Origin of the sequence: Psychrobacter sp. ASPA161_9 (assembly GCF_051970275.1) — a bacterium.
Lineage (GTDB): Bacteria > Pseudomonadota > Gammaproteobacteria > Pseudomonadales > Moraxellaceae > Psychrobacter.
Genome location: NZ_JBEFNI010000002.1, coordinates 191,431 through 212,282 on the forward strand (window position 1 = coordinate 191,431; position 20,852 = coordinate 212,282).

At 42.0% G+C, this 20,852-nt stretch carries 19 protein-coding genes; 11 read left to right on the plus strand and 8 right to left on the minus strand.

The window, feature by feature from the left end:
* The first annotated feature begins 208 nt into the window (after positions 1-208).
* Entirely contained in the window at positions 209-961 is a 753-nt protein-coding gene (locus ACTQ9S_RS03885; RefSeq protein ID WP_440453849.1) for an IS5 family transposase, read from the plus strand.
* A 336-nt stretch (positions 962-1,297) separates the two neighbouring features.
* Here ACTQ9S_RS03885 and ACTQ9S_RS03890 read toward each other — a convergent pair whose 3' ends face one another.
* The 6 genes from ACTQ9S_RS03890 to gmk form a co-directional block, all read right to left on the minus strand.
* Positions 1,298-2,488 (minus strand): cation diffusion facilitator family transporter, encoded by a 1,191-nt coding sequence (locus ACTQ9S_RS03890; protein ID WP_440453851.1) that lies wholly within the window; start codon positions 2,486-2,488, stop codon positions 1,298-1,300.
* A gap of 254 nt (positions 2,489-2,742) precedes the next feature.
* On the minus strand, positions 2,743-5,031 hold the full coding sequence (locus tag ACTQ9S_RS03895) for a primosomal protein N' (RefSeq protein WP_440453853.1): 2,289 nt from the start codon (positions 5,029-5,031) through the stop codon (positions 2,743-2,745).
* A gap of 215 nt (positions 5,032-5,246) precedes the next feature.
* A complete protein-coding gene (locus ACTQ9S_RS03900; RefSeq protein ID WP_068037519.1) occupies positions 5,247-5,627 on the minus strand; it encodes a RidA family protein in 381 nt (126 codons plus the stop codon).
* A gap of 170 nt (positions 5,628-5,797) precedes the next feature.
* Positions 5,798-7,996: a RelA/SpoT family protein gene (locus ACTQ9S_RS03905; RefSeq protein WP_068037516.1), complete on the minus strand. Its 2,199-nt coding sequence runs from the start codon at positions 7,994-7,996 to the stop codon at positions 5,798-5,800.
* A gap of 443 nt (positions 7,997-8,439) precedes the next feature.
* Positions 8,440-8,700: a DNA-directed RNA polymerase subunit omega gene (gene rpoZ, locus ACTQ9S_RS03910; RefSeq protein WP_440453855.1), complete on the minus strand. Its 261-nt coding sequence runs from the start codon at positions 8,698-8,700 to the stop codon at positions 8,440-8,442.
* Between the two features lie 170 nt (positions 8,701-8,870).
* Positions 8,871-9,500, minus strand: coding sequence for a guanylate kinase (gmk, locus tag ACTQ9S_RS03915; protein WP_440453857.1), 630 nt, complete (start codon positions 9,498-9,500; stop codon positions 8,871-8,873).
* 252 nt (positions 9,501-9,752) lie between these two features.
* Here gmk and ispH point away from each other — a divergent pair, with 252 nt between their 5' ends.
* The 10 genes from ispH (at position 9,753) to ACTQ9S_RS03965 (ending at position 20,087) form a co-directional block, all read left to right on the plus strand.
* On the plus strand, positions 9,753-10,709 hold the full coding sequence (ispH, locus tag ACTQ9S_RS03920; protein ID WP_068037506.1) for a 4-hydroxy-3-methylbut-2-enyl diphosphate reductase: 957 nt from the start codon (positions 9,753-9,755) through the stop codon (positions 10,707-10,709).
* 515 nt (positions 10,710-11,224) lie between these two features.
* Positions 11,225-12,040 (plus strand): thioesterase family protein, encoded by an 816-nt coding sequence (locus ACTQ9S_RS03925; protein ID WP_440453859.1) that lies wholly within the window; start codon positions 11,225-11,227, stop codon positions 12,038-12,040.
* A gap of 225 nt (positions 12,041-12,265) precedes the next feature.
* Complete coding sequence (gene htpG, locus ACTQ9S_RS03930) at positions 12,266-14,284, plus strand: molecular chaperone HtpG (protein WP_082787247.1); 2,019 nt, start codon at positions 12,266-12,268, stop codon at positions 14,282-14,284.
* A gap of 215 nt (positions 14,285-14,499) precedes the next feature.
* Positions 14,500-15,978 (plus strand): C13 family peptidase, encoded by a 1,479-nt coding sequence (locus ACTQ9S_RS03935; protein WP_440453861.1) that lies wholly within the window; start codon positions 14,500-14,502, stop codon positions 15,976-15,978.
* Positions 15,979-16,413: 435 nt separating this feature from the next.
* On the plus strand, positions 16,414-17,304 hold the full coding sequence (fghA, locus tag ACTQ9S_RS03940) for an S-formylglutathione hydrolase (protein WP_068037498.1): 891 nt from the start codon (positions 16,414-16,416) through the stop codon (positions 17,302-17,304).
* A gap of 379 nt (positions 17,305-17,683) precedes the next feature.
* Positions 17,684-17,932 (plus strand): TIGR03643 family protein, encoded by a 249-nt coding sequence (locus tag ACTQ9S_RS03945; protein ID WP_440454038.1) that lies wholly within the window; start codon positions 17,684-17,686, stop codon positions 17,930-17,932.
* 197 nt (positions 17,933-18,129) lie between these two features.
* A complete protein-coding gene (rpe, locus tag ACTQ9S_RS03950; protein WP_440453862.1) occupies positions 18,130-18,822 on the plus strand; it encodes a ribulose-phosphate 3-epimerase in 693 nt (230 codons plus the stop codon).
* A gap of 51 nt (positions 18,823-18,873) precedes the next feature.
* Positions 18,874-19,224 carry a hypothetical protein gene (locus ACTQ9S_RS03955; RefSeq protein WP_068329216.1) on the plus strand — a complete coding sequence of 117 codons (351 nt, stop codon included), beginning with the start codon at positions 18,874-18,876 and terminating at the stop codon, positions 19,222-19,224.
* Between the two features lie 67 nt (positions 19,225-19,291).
* Positions 19,292-19,603, plus strand: coding sequence for a hypothetical protein (locus ACTQ9S_RS03960; RefSeq protein WP_068037494.1), 312 nt, complete (start codon positions 19,292-19,294; stop codon positions 19,601-19,603).
* Between the two features lie 172 nt (positions 19,604-19,775).
* Entirely contained in the window at positions 19,776-20,087 is a 312-nt protein-coding gene (locus ACTQ9S_RS03965) for a hypothetical protein (RefSeq protein ID WP_068037491.1), read from the plus strand.
* Between the two features lie 142 nt (positions 20,088-20,229).
* On the opposite strand, the gene rpmG is transcribed toward ACTQ9S_RS03965, so the two are convergent.
* Positions 20,230-20,385 (minus strand): 50S ribosomal protein L33, encoded by a 156-nt coding sequence (gene rpmG / locus ACTQ9S_RS03970; RefSeq protein ID WP_068037488.1) that lies wholly within the window; start codon positions 20,383-20,385, stop codon positions 20,230-20,232.
* 39 nt (positions 20,386-20,424) lie between these two features.
* Complete coding sequence (gene rpmB / locus ACTQ9S_RS03975) at positions 20,425-20,661, minus strand: 50S ribosomal protein L28 (protein ID WP_068037487.1); 237 nt, start codon at positions 20,659-20,661, stop codon at positions 20,425-20,427.
* Positions 20,662-20,852 lie beyond the last annotated feature (191 nt).

Below are 20,852 nucleotides of genomic sequence, written 5' to 3' on the forward strand. Positions count from 1 at the left end.
AAATGGACAGGCTTTATAGGATTGAGAAAAATGGAATAAAGTAAAAATCGAGACTAATTTATCATGGAGCATCAACCAAACTCCCTTCCTACTATAAATAAGCAACATGCATTATTAGGGTCTGTTGAACATTGGGAATAAATTGATGGCAAAAAAAATAGCGAAGCAGTAATCTTTAAGTTCTCACACAAAAAAGATACCGTTCGCTATGCCTCGGACAATGCTCACGAATGAGAACTGGACAAGACTAAGATTTATACTACTAGAACTTAACATCTATGACAAAGGAAATCTTAGACTAACCGTTGAAGGCGTCCTTTATCGGATGCGTGTTGGTTGTCCTTGGCGTGATCTGCCAGCTTACTTTGGCAAGCCCAACACCGTCTATAAGGCATATCAGCGTTGGTTTCGCAGCAATAAGTTGATTCAACTGTTTGCTTTATTAATCAAAGACTCAGACCTTGAATGGGTGTTTATAGACGGTACTCATATAAAAGCGCATCAGCACAGTAGTGGTGCTCATGAGACTGCGCAAGCTATTAGTAAAAGTGTGGCAGGTCGCGCTACTAAGATTCACTTAGCAGTGGATGCTCACGATAACCCGATCAGTTTTATCGTATCAGATGGTACGACTCACGATGTTAAGGTAGCACCAGATTTAGTTGATAATATCGATCTGAGTGATACAGATATTCTATGTGCTGATAAAGGCTATGACTCTGATGCGCTGCGAGAACATATTAAACGAGCAGGAAGCTTCGATAATATTCCTAGAAAGCAGAATACAAAATTGGATAATAACCATATGGACTGGGACTTGTACAAAGTTCGCCACTTAGTTGAAAATGCATTCGCTCACTTAAAACGGTTCCGAGCAATAGCCACTAGATACGACAAGCTTAAACAAAGCTATGAGAATACAGTGGCGCTAGCTTGTGCCTTTATCTGGCTTAAATTATGAATGTTCAACACGCCCTAATATCTATCGGAAAAGTATTTGTCAGAATACTGGTTGCAGTCTTAGCACTAGCCTCTGGATTTTGGTTAGTAATGGCGTCGAATATGGGGCCAGCTTATCTGACTAATGTGTGTAATGGATGTTTAGACTTTTGGATTAGAATGAAGTTGTTAGGTCTTGGATTTATCGTTTGGATTATCACAGTAGCTTGGTTATTCTGGCCTATATTACGCTATATTTATCGCTGCATTAGAGGTAACCACTAATTAGCTGCATCTGTATCGTCTACGATTCTAACCTAATGGCCAGTAATTGATTCTTCATTACTAATGACTGTTACTAATGGCTGTGACCAATATGGCTATTACCATCAGCAGGACGCTCTGAGATATCACAGACTAGCGCATCACTATGTGCCTCAGTTTGCGGATGCGATAGGCTTTCGACCTGAATTGTGGCGTGATGAATACCGAGCTCTAACAAGCTTTGTTCAAGATTGGCAATCAATAAGCTGGCATCCGAGATTCTCATGTCACCATCGACCACCACATGACAAGATAAGGCGTTTAAGCCGCTGGTGATGCTCCAAACGTGCAGGTCATGGACTTTTTGTACCTGTGGATGGGCAACCAATTTATCCTCAACATCAACCAGTGATATTCCTTCTGGCGTACCTTCCATTAAGATATGCACCGAATCACGTACGACGCGGTAACCACTGATTAAGATTAGTATCGCCACAATCACTGACGCCGCTGCATCTGCCCAAACCCAACCAAAACTCATCATCAATAGCGCAGCAACAATAGCGGCAACGGATCCCATTAAATCGCTCAGTACATGTAAGTAAGCACTTTGCATATTGAGGTTAACGGGTTCTTTAGTGTCAGAAATTCCGGCTTTTGCATTATCTTTATTTGAGCTATGACTGTGATTGTGAGCGTGTTCATTTCCATTTCCACTGCGGCTACCTCGATGCATAAGCCACGCAACCAAAATATTGACTAGCATACCGATGGTGGCAACAATAAGCATACCTTGGGTAGCGATTTCAGGCGGTGAATTGAAGCGTTTGATTGCTTCATAGAAAATCATCAGCGCAATGATAACAAGTGTGGCACCATTGACAGTAGCAACTAATATCTCAAAGCGTTTATAACCAAAAGTCTTCTGATGAGTTGCTGCTTTTTCACCGATTTTAAAAGCCATTAGGGTAGCGCCAAGTGCTATAGCATCGCTTAGCATGTGACCTGCATCAGATAATAACGCTAAACTGCCAGTGAGCCAGCCGCCGATAGCTTCAATAAACATGTAGCCAGTAATGATAATAAAGCTAAACAGCAAAGTGCGCTGATAGCCTTTGGTATCACGCGGCGCTGTTGTTTGCTCTAAGTGTTCATCGTGGTCGTGAGTGTCTTGATTGTCATGAGTGTAGTTGCTCTCATCATCTTTGTGCAGATGCTCAGGCACAGCCGCTCCATTCTGATAAGAGTGGTTACTTTGTTCAGGGTTTGAATTTTTTTGATTCATAACAACACTCAGGTTTGCTGAAATTTAAATAAACTAGTCGATATTAATTTATGCTTTATACAAAGTAGATGCTGCATTTTTGTCAGAATCTATCAAAGGTTAATTATGAATTTAACATAGTCGAGTATTAGAAGCTGTAATGACGAGGTAAAAACACGGTAGATAAATAATGGAGAATAGATATAACGGAAAATTATTTAGCCCTTTTTAGCCCATTTAGAATTTAATGTTCAGATTGAGGACACGCTCTAAGACTACCAACCAACAGGATCAATGTCTAAAGTAAGCTTGAGGTATTTGGCGCTGGGCAAGGCGAGTACTGGCTGCCACCATTGATTTAATACATGGTGTAATTGCTGCCGATCTTTTGCTAAGAGCAGCAATTGTGCGTGATAACGGCTGTTCTTTTTACTCATCGGTGCATCGATAGGACCAAGTACGGCGAGGTTGTGCCCATGAGGCAGATTGGCAATGGCATCTTTAAGGGCTTGAGTAGTAGCCTCAAGGGTTTTGCCTTCACAGCGTATTAGTGCGGCGTGGCTATGAGGGGGTAATCCCATCATTTTACGCTCTTGCAATAGCTCACGCGCGAATGACAGATAACCGTCTTTCACCAGCTTTAATAATAGCTCATTATCTGGTTGCAGCGTTTGAATCAGTACGCGACCAGATTTATCACCGCGTCCAGCACGGCCTGCCACCTGAACCATTAGCTGAGCGGTATGTTCAGGCGAGCGAAAGTCTGCTGATAAAAAGCCACGATCAGCATTGGGCAAACAAACTAAGGTGACATTGGGAAAGTGATGACCTTTGGCGACCATTTGCGTGCCGACTAAGATAGCAGGATTGCCTTGATTGATACGCTGATAAATATTCTCCCAGCTATCTTTACGCCTGGTAGTATCGCGATCGATTTGAATAATCGGATACAGCTCTTTACTGGTTTGCGGATTGGCAAAGATAGCGTGTAGATTTTCGCTCAGCCTTGTGGTACCCATACCCTTGGCATCTAAGTTTTGACTACTGCAATCAGGGCAAACAGTAGGAATATAAGCTTGCCAATCACAATGATGGCATTTCAGATATGAGTTGCTTGAGTAATTGCTATGCTGAGCTTGGCTATTATAATGAACGGTTAAATGGGCATCACAGCGCGGGCAGTCCGCCTGCCAACCGCAAGCCTCACACAATAAGACAGGGGCATAACCGCGACGATTTAAGAATATCAATACTTGATTACCCGATTCGAGCGTTTGCCGTATCGCACCAATTAACGCATCAGTCAAACCTGTATCATAGCGCGCGCCATCATCCGTTGTTTGTTGATGAGTACTTTGCAAGCGCGCATCGATCAGTTGCATCGTTGCAGGCTTCGCATTGCCAGGACGAGTAAGCAGTTGGCACTCTACTAACTTGCCGTCATCGACCAGTTTTAAATGCTCAAGAGAAGGGGTAGCGGTACCAAGCACGACTGGGATATTGTATTGCAGACCACGATAAAGCGCGACGTCGGCAGCATGATAACGCAGTGTATCTTGCTGCTTATAAGAACCATCATGTGCTTCATCAACGACGATAAGTCCTAAATCTTTAAAAGGATATAGTACCGCTGAACGCGTCCCGATAATGATTTGAGCATGACCAGTGCGGCAATCTTGCCAGCCTTGTAGGCGGTGAGTATTGTTCATGCCTGAATGCAGTAAGACGATATGAGCGGCAAAGCGACTGGCAAAACGCGCACGCGTCTGCGGGGTCAGTCCAATCTCCGGCACTAAAATCAAAACCTGCTTGCCAGCTTCTAATACAGCTTGCATCGCTTGTAGATAGACTTCGGTCTTGCCACTACCGGTAATGCCGTTTAGTAAAAATCCTGTATAGCGTTCAGCTTCATGGGCGGTAACAATGGCTGCAACGGCAAGCTGTTGCTCATCATTGAGATCGAGTGGCATTTTTGCTAATTTGACAGGAGATGGCGCTTGTTTTGGCTCAATATAGCGCTCGATAAGACCTTTATCTTCTAGCGTTTTTAAAAAAGCTCGCTCCATACCTTCCAATAATAGTACGTCTTCACTTGCACCGCGCTCGCCATGTAGTTTGAGCATATCAAACTGCTGCTTTTGCTTTTTTGCATTGGCACGAAAGTCGTTGTCGCTCGCATTCGCCAAAATTCGCCAGTGGGTAATGAGTAAGTCTAGTGGTTTGCCTTGACGAACTAGGCTTGGCAAGATGACTGCTAAGACATCACCGAGAGGATAGTGGTAATAACGCGCTAGCCAATAAGCAAGCTTTAACATACTGGCATCTAAAATAGACTCAGTATCTAGGCATTTATTGATGGGCTTAAGCTTATTGCTGGGTACGTTACTATCCGCCTCCAAGATATGAGCGACCACAATACCGATTAGGGTCTGACGACCAAATGATACCTCGACGCGACTACCAACATGAGGCAAAGAAGAGCTTGATAAGGCGTTTATATCGGCCGGTACGCTATAGTCAAATACCCGATAAAGGGGCACGGGTAGAGCAACTTGTACCAACATAAATGCATCCCCAACGTTTAGATATTTAGCTTTTATATTTAGCTTTTAGATATTTAGAAAATGATATTGATGAGGATAATAGCAATAAGCCCAAATAGCTATATTTGGGCTTACTCTAGAAGTTTTTTAGCAGTAACTTTTTTGACTTAATATTTTAAGACCATTAAATGTACCAATGTGCTAATTGGTGACACGGCCTAATCCAATATATAACGTTACTCAATATATAAAATAGCTTCAATCTCAACCACGCCACCTTTAGGCAATGCAGCAACCTGTACAGCAGCGCGGGCAGGGTAAGGCTCACTTAAGTTTTCAACGAAAACTTCATTAAGTACGGCAAAGTCGCTTAAATCAGTTAAAGATACATTAAACTTAACCACATCATTTAAGCTACCACCAGCTGCTTCACAAACGGCTTTCAAGTTAGCAAATACTTGCTTCGCTTGCGCCTCAAAACCGTCTCGTAATTCCATCGTATCAGGATCGAAACCAAGCTGTCCTGAAATATAAACAGTGTTACCCACTTTAACTGCTTGTGAATAGGTGCCAACGGCTGCAGGAGCTTTATCAGTTTGGATGGTTTGACGGCTCATTTTATATCCTTATTGTATGTTCATTAGTTTAGTATGCTAAAAAGTTAGCAGAAGAGTCTAGCATTGTTTTGAATTTTTCTAAAATTTTAGGCTAAAAGTATCGATTTTTTGACAGATTATCTAGGACACGCCCTAATCAATAAAAATTTAGATAATTGTTATAAATTTTTTTAGAGCTGATATAGGCGTACGATATTAGGAAAGCCCAATAAAGAGCGCAGCTCACGAATACCTTGCGCTAAGTGATCGCGGCTACGGACAATAATATGAACAATGGTATCACTGCTACGTACATCGACCGTTTCGACGCCGATATTCAGCTGACGCAAGTGGTAGATGACTTCAGTGATTTGTTCGTCGCTAAGAGCGATAGATAGTTTTAGATAAGCTGGAAAACGAACTTTTCCGCCTTCTTTCCCGCTTTGCTCAACTGCCTCACCTTGTTTTATCCCCTTATCACTACGCCAGCGCAATTGTATGACCTGATAAGGATTGTCTTTACGAATATCGTCCAGTGAGAAGCATTTATGTCGATGTACAACCAGACCATGCTTTGATAAATGCCCAACGATAGGGTCGCCATAGATAGGATGGCAGCAATTGGCAAAATCAATCTCAACACCTGCAGCATTGGCAATCAGCTGTTGCGGCTGCGTCATATCGTCATTATGTCCTTGCACTTGTAGATTGCTTACCTCATCGCTAAATAAGCGTGATACCACCAGCTGCGGTAGTAGCGTGCCAGAACTTATCTGCTCAAACAGAGCACTTTTTTCTGGTAAGCCGCGCCATTCAATTAAGTTTTTCCAATCGCTATCAGTCAAATCATCAAGATTTTTTTGGTAAGTTTTTAACGCTCGATCTAAAGCTTGTTGACCATGATGCTGCTTGTCAGCGGCAGATAAATCTTTGAACCAACGTAAAATCTCTTCACGTGCTTTGTTGGTGACCACAAAACCAAGCCATTCAGCTTTTGGTTCTGAGTGGCTATTGACTTCAATTTCAACCAGCTGGCCGTTTTTCACAACCGTACCAAGCTTGGCTTTTTTGCCATCGACATTTGCACCAACGGCGACGTTTCCGACCATAGGACCGACCGCATAGGCAAAATCTAGTGCGGTTGCACCTTGCGGTAGCTCATAAGCGCGTCCCTGCGGACTATAGCAAATGATTTTACTGGAATGCAAATAATCCATCAGCTCATTAATGGTAGAGACAGCCGCCGTAAAGTCAGGACTGTTTTCATCTAAAGTGTCTTCATCGACCAAGTCTTTCATATTGCGTAACGAAGCTTGAATGACTGATTGACTAACGTCAGAAGCGTGTTCTGCTCCGATTACGCCAAGTCTTGCCGCACTCTGCATCTGCTTGGTTAAAATAGTCACTTTGACACAGTCGTTATCACGCTCATAGATGAGGGTGAGCGACTGATTGCCACCAGGTAGCGGTCTGCGAATATTGTCTTCAATATGAGAATCATCAATCTGGTATTTTTTGATTAAATAATAAGCCAGCTTGTCGCAAGCTTCAATATTATCGAGCACAATCTCAAAAGCATAATGACGGAGCAGGGCGTTGATTTCACCGCGATTACGGAAAAATTGTCGATATATAACCACGCGGTTGTCTAATACTTTTACGTGTCCACCAAGCTCTAAATTATTGAGTACTATAGTCAGATAGCGATGAATAGCTTCCCTTTGAAAATTACGCCCAAGACCATGCTGTAACAGTTTGTCAGATATTTTGTTATACATATCAGAGTTAAGATTGCGATAACATAAGACTTCAATATAATCGGCAATATCATTGAGCCCCATTAAGCGTGCAAATGGTACATAAAAATCTAAAGTCTCTTGAGCAGTAGCGCGTTGCTTTTCAGGGCGAACGGCATCAAGTGTAGACATGTTATGCAAACGGTCGGCAAGCTTGATAATTAATACGCGTGGATCGTTCAAAGTGGCGGTGAGAATTTTATGAAAGGTAGCGGCTTTATTTTGTTGCTTATTATGAGTGGAGGATTTTAATTTGGTGACCCCATCGACCAGTCTCGCGACTATCTTACCGTAACGCTCTTCAAGCTGCTCGTCACTAACCTCAGTATCTTCGACTGTATCATGCAAAATAGCTGCAATGATGGTATCCCGATCTAAGCGAAAGCCGGCTAATATTTCAGCGACCGCAATAGGATGCGTAATATAAGGCTCTCCTGACTTGCGCTTGTCTTTTATGTGCGCAACATCACCAAACGCGCAAGCATCAATAATGTCATGGCGCTCAGCTGCACATAGATACCCAACCGAACGCAGTAAGTTATACTGAGCTTCATCAACCAAATAGTGACTGAGTTTGGGTAAGGTTTGGCTCATAGAGTGGCGATCCTATTGTTCGTTACGATTTTGGTAGAAGCTACTTGCCCAATGCCTATATGTTAAATAGAACAATGCTATTTAAATATTGGTTGGACGATAATGCTTTTAAAAGATTATGCTTTTTGAAAATAGGCAAGCTCGAAAATTACTGTTTTTCATCTTCATTATCACTACGCCACCCTCTAATTAATCGTAAATTGCGTTGAATGTCAACTACTAAGCGAGTAGACAGTTTAAAACCTTTAAGTAATAATAAATGATACCAGCTATCTCCGAGTAACGACTATTGACAATCGTTTAGAAAATCATGCTGGACTTACCTATTGGACTTAAACGGCAAAAACCACAGCATGACACTGTGGTTTTTGTTATAGCATTCATTTCAAACTGTAATATAAATTATATTGCTACAGATTAAATAAAATCAAGATTATACAGCTCTAAAAGCTATGATCACCCGATAATGCTAAATCTAGTGAGCTGCTCGCAAAAGTATGCTCCGGCTGATTTAGGATATCGCGAGTAATTTTGCCAGCGGCAATTTCACGTAGCGCCAATACGGTAGGTTTGTCATTGTCGACTTCTACTAGCGGCTCAGCAATACCTTTAGCCAGCTGGCGAGCGCGTTTGCTGGCAACTAATACCAATTCAAAGCGATTATCAACATTTTCCAAACAATCTTCAATCGTCACTCGTGCCATAGATAGCTACCTCGGTTGTTTTTATCAGTAACGGACATTGCCCGCAACTCGATAAAAATAGTATCAAAAATATAAGGGGTAATAACTGGCTATTATAGCATTTATTTACCCAAACGCGCAGTTGCTTTTTACGTCTAATCTTTTAGAGGATATAAGATTGGATATTAGGCTTATGATTGGTCAGGCGAGCCTGATAATAAGCTTGTAATAACGCGACTATATCGCTGTTGTTGACGTGTTAAAGTCTGTCTGTCAGCAACGATAATGGCTTTCAGTTCAGTCAAGGCAACCTCAAAATTATCATTAATTACCACGTAATCTGCATGTACATACTGCGACATCTCATTAACTGAGCCTGCTAAGCGCTGTTCAATAACATCGGTACTGTCTGTCGCACGTGTCGATAGACGCTGACGTAACGTCGCAACGCTCGGTGGCAAGATAAAAATCATGATTGCCTCGGCAAATATCTTTTTAACTTGCAGCGCGCCTTGCCAGTCAATCTCTAAAATGACATCAATGCCCGCTTCTAACTGCGCCCGTACACTTGACTCTGAGGTGCCGTAATAGTTACCAAACACTTCGGCGTGCTCTAAAAACTGTCCTTCGCCGATAGCCTTTGTAAACATATCTATGCTGGTAAAGTGATAATGCTGACCGTCAATCTCGCCAGGTCGTGGAGCGCGCGTGGTATGAGAGACACTAACAGTCAAATCGTTGGTGGTAGCAAGTAGCTGTTTAACCAGTGAGGTCTTGCCAGTACCGGAGGCGGCAGTAATGATAAATAATGAACCTGTCATACAGTGTGTCCTAATGAACGGATAAAGGCTGGTAAAAAGATAAAATGCCATCATGTAGAGTGATAGAAAGCATGATTGCTTGGTAATTATAAACTGCTTTTAATACTTTTATTTTAGTTAGTCGCCTCTCCAGTTCAATTACGACTGGAACGGTGGTATTTTAAAAGGCAATAAAAGCAAATTATGCTAAAGTAGAGTATTCGTTTCACCCTAATTTTTTAGAATCTAAATTATCCAATGATAGGCTGCCTTATGCAAATTTATCTTGCTAATCCACGCGGATTTTGTGCTGGTGTGGATCGCGCAATTGCGATTGTTAACGAAGCATTGACCCGTTTTGAGCCACCTATTTATGTGCGTCATGAAGTCGTGCATAACAAGTTTGTGGTTTCAGACTTGGCCAATCGTGGCGCGGTATTCGTCGAAGAGCTAGATGAAGTGCCGGACGGCTCAATCGTTATTTTCTCCGCACATGGAGTTTCAAAAGCCGTTGAAGACGAAGCGACACGTCGAGACCTAACTGTATTTGATGCAACTTGTCCTTTGGTCACTAAAGTACATATCGAGGTCGCAAGATTTGCGCAAGACGGTATGGACGCAGTACTAATCGGACATGCCGGACACCCTGAAGTTGAAGGCACGATGGGGCGCTTTAACCGTCGTCATGGTGGACAAATCCACCTCGTTGAAAATGAAACTGATGTCGAAGCGTTGACAGTGCAAAATGCTGAACGTTTGGCATTTGTCACCCAAACCACGCTTTCGATGGATGATACCGCTCGTGTCATCGATGCATTACGTGACAAGTTTCCTAGTATTCAAGGTCCGCGCAAAGACGATATCTGTTATGCCACCCAAAACCGTCAAGATGCGGTCAAAGATTTGGCCGGTCGCTGTGAAGTCGTCTTAGTGGTGGGCTCACCAAACTCGTCAAACTCTAATCGTCTGCGTGAGTTAGCAGAGCGCATGAATTGCCAAGCATATCTGATTGATGATGCTAGCGAGATGAATCGTAAATGGTTCGATGGGATTCAAAGTGTTGGGGTAACCGCTGGAGCTTCAGCGCCTGAAATACTGATTCAAGAAGTGCTACAACAACTACAAGATTGGGGCGGTGATTTGCCTAGTGAGTTGTCGGGTATTGAGGAAAACGTGACGTTTAGTTTGCCGAAAGCCTTGCGTATTCCGGTTACCCAAGTAGGCAAGTAGAGGTATAATCCGTTCAAAATAAAGTGCTTAATAAAAACCATCTACTAATAGGTTAGGTAGAATGAAAAAACAGAAAAAAAGGTTTGTACTAGCAGAAGCGACTCTTGACGAGGTTAACAAGCAATTGAAAATAAATATGTTTGTAATTGGATTGGTTGTCGTGTTGCTTGGGCTGAATATCGTGCATTTTATGAAAGACAATAGTCTTTTTTATAGTGCCTTAATTGTGATTATGATTTTTTTGTTATTCTTAATTATAAAGAGTCGCAAGATTCTTAATATAAGAAAACAAGAGCTTATTAGGTAGGGCGTAAAGGTAAACCAGCGCCCAAATAGTCTATGAGTAACACAATAATACTGAGTCTAAAAATACTGAGTTCAAAAAAACACTATTAGAGTGTATTTAATAAACCCTCATAATAAAACGTAGTGATGTTTTTTACATACAGCCACTTCTCATAACAATCGAAACAATGGATTGGTCCGAGAGATTTTATAAAAAACTAAGGATGGTTATGTCAGCTTATTACAACTTTATAAAACGTGAACAGCAAACAGATGGTACCTGCGTTGCGCATTATCAGCCAACTGAGCATGCGCAAGGTGCGTGGAATGAACATGAACAACACATGGCGCCAGCGACTGGGTTACTGGCGGTTGAATTAGAAAAGTTTGCACCGCAAGTCAATATGCGCGTTGCCCGTATTAGTCTTGATATCTTGGGACTGATTCCGCTTGATGAGTTTACGGTTACTACCCGTTGCATTCGTCCGGGCAAGACCATCGAGCTAATAGAAGCAGTAATGAGCAGTCGTGGCCGCGATTGTATTATCGCTCGTGCGTGGCGACTGATGACTCAAGATACTAGCGTTGTTGCAGGGTTAGAAGATCAAAAGGCGTTGCATCAGCCAGATGGGTTGCCTGTTTGGGACGACATGAAAGGCTGGCCTGGCGGTTTTATTGAAAGCGTGCGTTTGGTTGCTTCTCCAGATCGTCGTGCGGGTAAAGGCATGGTCTGGATAACCAATGATATCGAGATGGTGGCAGGCGAACCAACCGATGATTTGGTACATCTATTAGGTATGGTTGATACGGCCAATGGCGTCGTGCCACGGCTTGGAATAGAGCTGTCAGCCGCCCAGTGGATGTTCCCCAATACTGATTTGCAAATTCATATGCACCGCGCACCTAAAGGTCGCTGGCTTGGCATCGAAGCGGTACAGCAATATGGCGATGACGGAATAGGGCTTACCAGTGCAGTACTGCATGATGTGCATGGGCCTTTTGGTCGCAGCGAGCAAATCCTAACTATTCGACCGATGCCGCGCTAATCTGTGATTCAGGATAAGCAAAAAGAAGTTAAATGATGCTTTAAACTTAATAAAGCTCCCATTTATGCTTGAAATTTTTGACCGTGCCCCTATTTGATTAACCAGCCTAGCAGTATTTATCGCAGATTTTTATCAATTAGCTGCGCTTATTTGCTAGTACTTGCAGTTCTTGTGATTAATATATGCTGCTAACAGCATCTTTGGTAAGAATAATAGGAGTTTTTTATGAGTGAACAGACCCAAGCGGATAATAACAACGCTGATAATCTCAATACTAATAACAGTAACGTTAATGAAAGTACCCCTGAATTAAAAAAACACACTTTTGAAGCGGAAGTTGCGCAACTGCTGCATTTAGTGACCCATTCGCTTTATTCTAATGCCGATATTTTTGTGCGTGAGCTGGTTTCTAACGCTTCTGATGCGTGTGATAAATTGCGCTTTGAAGCTACCAATGACGATAGTCTTTATGAAGACGATGGTGAGCTGCGTATTCGTATTGCAGTCGATATCGAGGCCAAAACCATTACCTTTACTGATAATGGTATCGGTATGAATGAAGCGGATGCCATCGAAAACTTGGGTACGATTGCTAAATCAGGTACTAAAGCATTCTTAGATAAGTTGTCTGAATCACAAAAGCAAGACGGTCAATTGATCGGACAGTTTGGTGTTGGTTTTTATTCAGGATTTATCGTAGCTGATACGATTAGTGTTGAATCGCGCAAAGCAGGCGACCCCGCGGATAAAGGGGTGCGCTGGGTATCAGATGGTACTGGTAGCTTTACGGTTGAGCCTATCAATAAAGCAGCGCGTGGCACAGCCATCACTTTGCATCTAAAAGAAGAATATTCTGAAGGCGAAGATAACTACCTAGATCGCGGCAAAATTAAGCGTTTGGTCAATAAATATTCAGACCATATCAGCCTGCCGATTCAGATGCGTAAAGAAGTCTGGCAAGAAGATGTAAAGGAAGAAGGGGAAGACTCTGAGGCGAGCAATACTCCAGCTGGCGGCGAGATGGTACTTACCGATGAGTGGGAAACTATCAATAAAGCCAGTGCGCTTTGGACCCGCTCAGCGTCTGAGATTGAAGATGACGAGTATGTCGATTTTTATAAAAACATCACTTATGACATGGATGCGCCGCTGACTTGGACGCACAACCGTGTTGAAGGTCGCGTTCAATATACGCAATTGCTGTATATCCCCAAAAAAGCACCAGTAGATTTATATACTCGTGAACAGCAGCATGGTCTTAAGCTTTACGTCAAACGCGTATTTATCATGGATGACGCTGAGCAACTGCTACCGATGTATCTACGCTTTGTAAAAGGGGTTATCGACTCAGCAGACTTGCCATTGAATGTTAGCCGCGAATTACTACAAGAATCACGTGATGTGAAATCTATTCGTGATGGTAACGCGCGTCGCATTCTGACAATGCTATCAAGTTTGGCCAATAGCGAAGACAATGACAAGCAAGAAAAATTCGCGCAGTTCTACGCAGAATTTGGCGATGTTATCAAAGAAGGTGTTGGCGAAGACATGGGCAATCAAGAACGTATTGCCAAGTTACTTCGTTATGCCACCAGCACTAATGATAAGGTCGAGACTAGCTTTGAAGATTATAAAGCGCGCATGAAAGACGGTCAAAAGGCTATCTACTATCTAACGGCTGATAACTTAGCCGCTGCCAAAAACAGTCCGCAACTTGAGCTGTTTAAGAAAAAAGGCATCGAAGTTATCTTAATGACTAGCCGTGTCGATGAATGGGCAATGAACTTCTTGACTCAGTTTGATGATATGCCGCTACAAAACATCGCTAAAGGCGCTGTAGATTTGGGCGACTTGCAGGACGATGAAGAAAAGGCAGAAGCTGAAAAGGCACAAGAAATCATGAAGCCAGTCGTCGATAAACTTAAAGTGGCGTTAGGCGAACGTGCAAAAGATGTCAAAGTCTCAACACGTCTGGTAGACAGTCCAGCTTGCTTAGTCGTTGGTGAAGGCGAGCTGTCACCACAAATGATTCAAATGCTTCAGCAGATGGGTCAAGATGTACCAGCGAGTAAGCCAACATTAGAAGTTAACCCTGATCATCCGCTTATCAAAAAGCTTGAGAGTAGTGAGCAGTTTGACGACCTTGCGCAAGTCATCTTTGACCAAGCATTATTGGCTGATGGCGGTCAGTTAGAAGATCCAGCTGCTTATCTTAAACGTGTCAATGAATTATTGATGCGGTAATGTCTAGTAGCTGATGTGAAAGGAGGTCTTGAATTCAAGGCCTCCTTTTTTTATTCGCTTTTTAAGTTAATATTTTATATGGGTTTTTACAAATTATGCTTATCGTCTTAGCTGACAATCCGTTACAATCGCGATAGATTAGCAGGATAAACTATGAGGTTATGTTATCGGTATGATGATAGTCATTTCTCTCGACTGGATAGAGGTCTAAGTCTTTGCCACTCTCGTCGCTAAAAACCATTTCACTTCAGCGCTTCTCGCTCAATTTCGCTGCCAATATTATCGCTGCCCTTTGGATGTTGGTAGGGTCGACCCGTGCGTTTTCTTGGGTAAAACCAACCTTTGTACAATTTGCCTTATTCGCCTTATTAGCGCTAGGCAGCAACGTACTGTTTTCTTGGTTAGCTGCTGAAGCGGGTAGTGTCTTCAATGAACAAGGATTGGTCAGCTATTTGATTTGGCCCGCAATCATCTCTTTGGTCGGTATTATTCTTGCGAGGCGTTCTGGCAACCAGATGCTGGTATTCGTACCAGTAGTGCTATGGTTAGTGGCCGACACGTTATCTGCACTGCTACAAAGCATTGTGCAAGTTTTAGGCAGTCACGGCTGGTTACCTGAATGGAGCTATTCGTTTTTACCGATATTGTTTCTAGTACTGTTCTTATGGCAAACGCTAGCATTATTGTGGATCTTTGCTCGTAGGCAACGTACACCGTGGTGGGAGCGGATTATTATACTAATAGGCGCTGTGGCACTATTGACTATTTGGCAACGTAACGTGGCTGATCAACCTATTTTTAAGCAAATACCTGTACAGCCTGTTTTAGAGGAAGCGGCACTTTATAAGCAGCCACGCTTATTGCAGCAAGCATTAGCCAGTATTGACCCAAGTATGCCTGGTAAGAGTGATTGGTATTTCATGGGTGTGGCAGGCTTCTCTGATCAAAACGTCTTTCGCTCTGAAATTAATAAAGTGCGAGAATTGTTTGATGTGCGCTTTGGAACCAGTGGCCATTCACTGGCGCTAATTAATAATACTTATAGCTGGTTAGATGAGCCAGTGGCGACTAAGACTAGTATTTTACAAGGCTTGAAAAAAATCGGTCAGCAAATGGATGCTGATGAAGATGTGTTATTTATGACCTTATCATCGCATGGTGACCAAGACTTTATTCATTTATCCAACCCTCCACTAGAGATGGATAATCTAGATGCCGCATGGCTACGAGAGGCACTTGACGCATCAGGCATTCGCTGGCGCGTGATCGTAGTATCAGCCTGTTATTCTGGTTCATTCATTGATGAGCTAACGTCACCAACGACTGTGGTTATTACCGCTTCAGCAGCCGATAAAATGTCGTTTGGTTGTACTAATACGGCTGAAATGACCTATTTTGGTCAAGCCTTCTTTGCGGAAAGTTTACGTGAAAACACCAGTTTTGCGGCAGCGTTCAAGGATGCCAGCCTACGTGTTAGTGAGCGCGAAAGCTTTATGGGCTTTGAGTCATCAGAGCCACAAATGGTCGTCGGTAGCTTAATGAAAACCGCCTTGCCTGCATTTGAAAAGACGTTATTTGATAAGACGCGCTCCTCAGTAGCGAACATCACTAACAATACTGCTGTCCCTATTAATATTATCCCTGAAGATTCTACTGATAGGCTGGAGAATACTGCTACGTCTACTACAGAGTAGAAGATAAACGCTAATTTTCTATAATTGGATCATTTTAAAACCGATACAGTGCTGCTGGGGTAAATTTTTTGCAGCCTCTGTCACGCTTGCGAACAGCACGCAATAAAAATTTATACCAGTAGCATGTGGCTATTAAAGTATCGATTTTATTTCGAAATGACTATATGTTATAGCAATTACCTTGGCTCCAGCTCATCCTAAAAATTGTTTCTATAAAAATTATTGACTACACTATTTATGAAGTCTTACTACTTGAGATTTCTTATTATTCGTTTTGCCTAATTGCTGTTGATACGTGCGTCCTTTTTCAGCGTTCCTTTTTTCAGCGCTCCTTTAATTTTTGAAAATGGTATCATGGTCTTATTGGATAAATGTCTTATTGCATAATTTTTATAAGCATCATTTGTTTTAATTTCGATAAAAAGGATATCAATCATGAATAATTCTTACAATAATAGTCTATCTGCCAACACCCAGCTCACGCAAAAAAGCGTGAACCGCTGCTTTGACGGTGAACAGCATTACTATAGTCATCAATCAACAGCGACCAAAACGCCAATGACGTTTAGTATTTATTTGCCAGATGAAGCGCTTGCAGGAAAGCTTTGCCCCGCCATATTGTATTTGTCAGGTTTGACTTGTAACGCCGATAACGTTACTCATAAAGCGCACTTTCAGCAAAGATGTAGCGAGCTTGGCATGATATTTATTGCACCAGATACGTCTCCTAGAAGTAGCGAAGATGACGAAGTGCCGAACGATGAGCGTTATTTTGTGGGTCAAGGCGCAAGCTATTACGTCGATGCGACTAATGCACCATGGGCTGAAAACTTCAATATGCAAAGTTATATCGTAGATGAGTTGTATGACTTGCTTCGCTCTGAGTTTGCCATTAGTAGTCTTGGTATTACAGGCCACTCAATGGGCGGTCATGGTGCGCTGCTACTAGGTTTTAAGTTCCCAAGTAAGTTTGTCAGTGTCTCAGCGCTATCGCCAGTGTGTGCCGCCAGTGAGTCAGCATGGGGTCAAGCAGCTTATACCGAGTATTTCGGTGATGATAACGATCTGTGGGCTCAAGCTGATGCAGCGCAGACGATTAAAAATGCTGGTCGCAAGTATTCAAGTATCTTAGTTGATCAAGGTGCCGATGATAACTTCTTAGCAGAAGGTCAGCTACAAACGTCCAAACTACAAAAAGCTTGTGAAGAAGCCAAACAGCCGTTAACACTACGCTATCAAGCAGGTCACGACCACAGCTATTACTTTATTCAAACCGTGATTAATGATCATATCGAGCATCATTGGCGTATGGCGCAGTTGAGCTAGTTATACCCTTATGCTTATCTGTATATTTACCCTAAACTATTATTTATAAAGCAATTTTTGTGACTGTACTGTAGATAGACGGCTTAGCGGATAGTTTAACCAAGCTCAGTTATTGATATAAAATAGGGCTTGGTTAATTAAATGCTTAATACGCAAAAGGTAAGAGTTTATGGTATATCATCAAGCGTCATCCGTAGGTGAACGTTTAAATAATCAGCAACAGAATATACAATCATCACTTGCTACTATGCAGGCTGACATAGATACAGCTTTACGCACAAAACGATCAGCCAGTAATAAGACCAAAGATACGCTCAGTTTAGATATTGTGAGCTCAGATCAGTTGCAGTCAAGACCAGATAATCTAGCGGTTGATAAAATACTGGATGCCGCGCAAATATCACGTGTGATAGAGATGGCATGGGAAGATAGAACGCCTTTTGGCGCTATAGAGCATAGCTATGGACTTAGTGAAGCTAACGTCATTAAATTGATGCGTCAACAGCTAAAACCCTCGTCTTTTCGTTTATGGCGACAACGTGTAACCGGCCGTTCTACTAAGCATCAAGCGAAACGATCTTTCGAAATAGGCCGTGCCTATTGTAAAACCCAATATAAGCCACGATAGTAGTTTTAAGACAGCAATTTTTAAGACATCAGTTTTCGAGGCACAAGTCTCCGAAGAATAAGCTTTTAAGGCATCATTTTTTAGAATAGAAAGTTTATCGGTTTATCTAGCATTAATAGTGTTGAGGTAAGCCTTCTCGTTTTTGTCAATTTACCAAACTTATCAATTTATCAAAACATTAATTAGGTAGCTCAATTATGATTAGCCCTTCTAAACAATATCTAATCGCCCCTTCAATATTATCTGCTGACTTTGCGCGTTTGGGCGAAGAAGTGGAGACTGTTTTAAAAGCAGGCGCCGACGTCATACATTTTGATGTGATGGATAACCATTACGTACCGAACCTGACCTTTGGTAGTATGATTTGTAAGGCGTTGCGTGATTATGGTATTGATGCACCCATTGATGTACATCTGATGGTTAGCCCAGTCGATGGTATGATTGAGCAGTTCTTAGAAGCGGGTGCTAGCGTCATTACTTTTCACCCAGAAGCTAGTGGACATGTTGATCGCTCCTTGCAACTGATTAAAGACGGCGGGGCTAAATGTGGTTTGGTACTTAACCCAGCCACGCCACTGCATTATTTAGATTATGTAATGAATAAAGTCGATCAAATATTACTGATGAGCGTCAACCCAGGATTTGGTGGGCAGTCGTTTATCGAAAGTACCTTGGATAAAGTGCGCGAAGTCCGTCAGCGTATCGATGCTAGCGGCCGTGATATTAGGTTAGAGGTAGATGGCGGTATCAAAGCGAGTAATATCCGTGCTATCGCTGAGGCTGGTGCTGATATGTTTGTAGCTGGTTCTGCTATCTTTAATCAAGATGATTATCAGGAAGCTATTACTGCCATGCGTCAAGAGTTGGCTTTGGTAAATAGCAGCAAATAGCCATTATAGTGATACAGGTAAGAATAGTCTTACGTCACAAAAAGGTGCATTATGGATAAGCCAACCTCACCAAACCATGACGATAAGGGTTCGTCTAATCGACAACAAAAACGCAGTTTAGTACCCAAAGGAATTACCATTGGCTTAGCGATATTTTCGTTGATACTGAGCCTTGCTGGATATGGTTTTCGCTTAATGGTGGGGGATGATGTCGGAGATGTGTTACGCCATGCGGCGGTAATAGTACCTGCTTTTGTGCTCGGTATTCCGTTACTTTTTTGGCTTGGTGCGCGTGTATTCAACAAGTTGAATGGTACTGACATTGCGGGCTGGAATGCGATAAGTCTCGGTTATCTGACTTCTTGTATCTCATTGCTATGGTTGATGGGCACTTATAGCTAAATTTCACATTATTCATAAATTTTTTATCATTATTAAGTCATGATTTTCGTCTTGACTGGAATTTTATATGCAAATTATGCCCACCCGTATTGCGAATATTATTTACCCAAAAGATTTACCTAATGTTTTGTTCACTAGCCTTATTATTGCTTGTCTATTGTTAGGGTTAGCTTCGCTGAGTCATGGCGAAGGGTTTCAGGGCTGGTTACATGTTTTTGAGAGCTGGCTACTGATGCTGTTAATATTTCCCACCGCTACTGCCGCCGTCGCACTGCCATTTAAATATCGTGACCCGACGCTAGAGTTAAAACTCATGTATTATCTGGGTATGTTCGTCGCCTTGTTATTTACCTTAGCCAAATTGCGCTACTGGCGTTAATTGAACAGTTATTATAACGTAGTCAATATCGGCTTATTTATAAGACTTGCGTTAATGCTCTTGAATTCTAGGGTCAAAGCGTCCATTGTATGAGTATGATACATTTACCCATGTTGTCTTGAGACGTAAAACTCTATGCAATGACAAGACGGTATAATTGAGGATACATTAAATGCCATATGATATTGATAATGAGATAGAAGTAGACAACGATACCCAAGATAAGTTTGCAGGATTTGCTAAAGAGACGACTCTTGAACTGGTAGAAGCAGATGACGGTAGATTATTGTTGCGTGATGCTGAACAAGATGAAGCACCACTAATGACCATCGACTTTTCTGATAAGCTTAAAGAGTTGCTTGGTAGTGATACTCAAGCTATCGGTCAGCATATGATTCATGCAGCTATTCAAGTGATTATGCAAAAGCAGATGAGTCAGTGGCATGCGCATGTCTATGATAAAGAACCTACGAATTATAGCTAACAGGCTATGATTGAACTTAAGGCAATTTATTCATAATAAGATATAAATTGCAGAAAATAAAAAAGGGCTTATCAATTGATAGGCCCTTTTTTATTGTTCAAATAATTTTATTTATAGAAAATTATTCTATAAAAAATACAAATTATTTGATTTTTGCTTCTTTAAAGATCACATGTTGGCGAATTTTAGGATCAAACTTTTTGATCTCCATTTTGCCAGGCATTGTGCGCTTATTTTTAGTAGTGGTGTAGTAATACCCAGTACCAGCAGTTGATACCAACTTGATTTTATCTCTCATGATAGCTTTCCTTTAAATGATGGCAGACAAGCGCGTGGCTTAAACTTTTTGACCTTGTGCGCGCAAATCTGCTAACACTTTATCAATACCAACTTTGTCAATGATGCGCATACCTTTAGTAGATATACGTAGACGTACAAAACGGTTTTCAGATTCTACCCAAAAACGATGGTTGTGAAGGTTTGGTAGAAAGCGACGACGGGTTTTGTTGTTTGCGTGCGAAACATTATTACCCACCATAGGGCGCTTTCCAGTCACTTGGCAAACTCTAGACATGGCGAACTCCTGATCTATGAGGTATGAGGGATTCTCATACCAGTCTGGGCAAGTTGCGCGTATTTGCGGCATGGACACAGCAAGCGGCACCATTGCACCAAACAAAACTATATGAAGGTTGAGCTGGTTTTCGCTGTCATCTAAAGGCAAATAACAGACTGACCAATTCAGAAAATTTTAAAGCCGACATT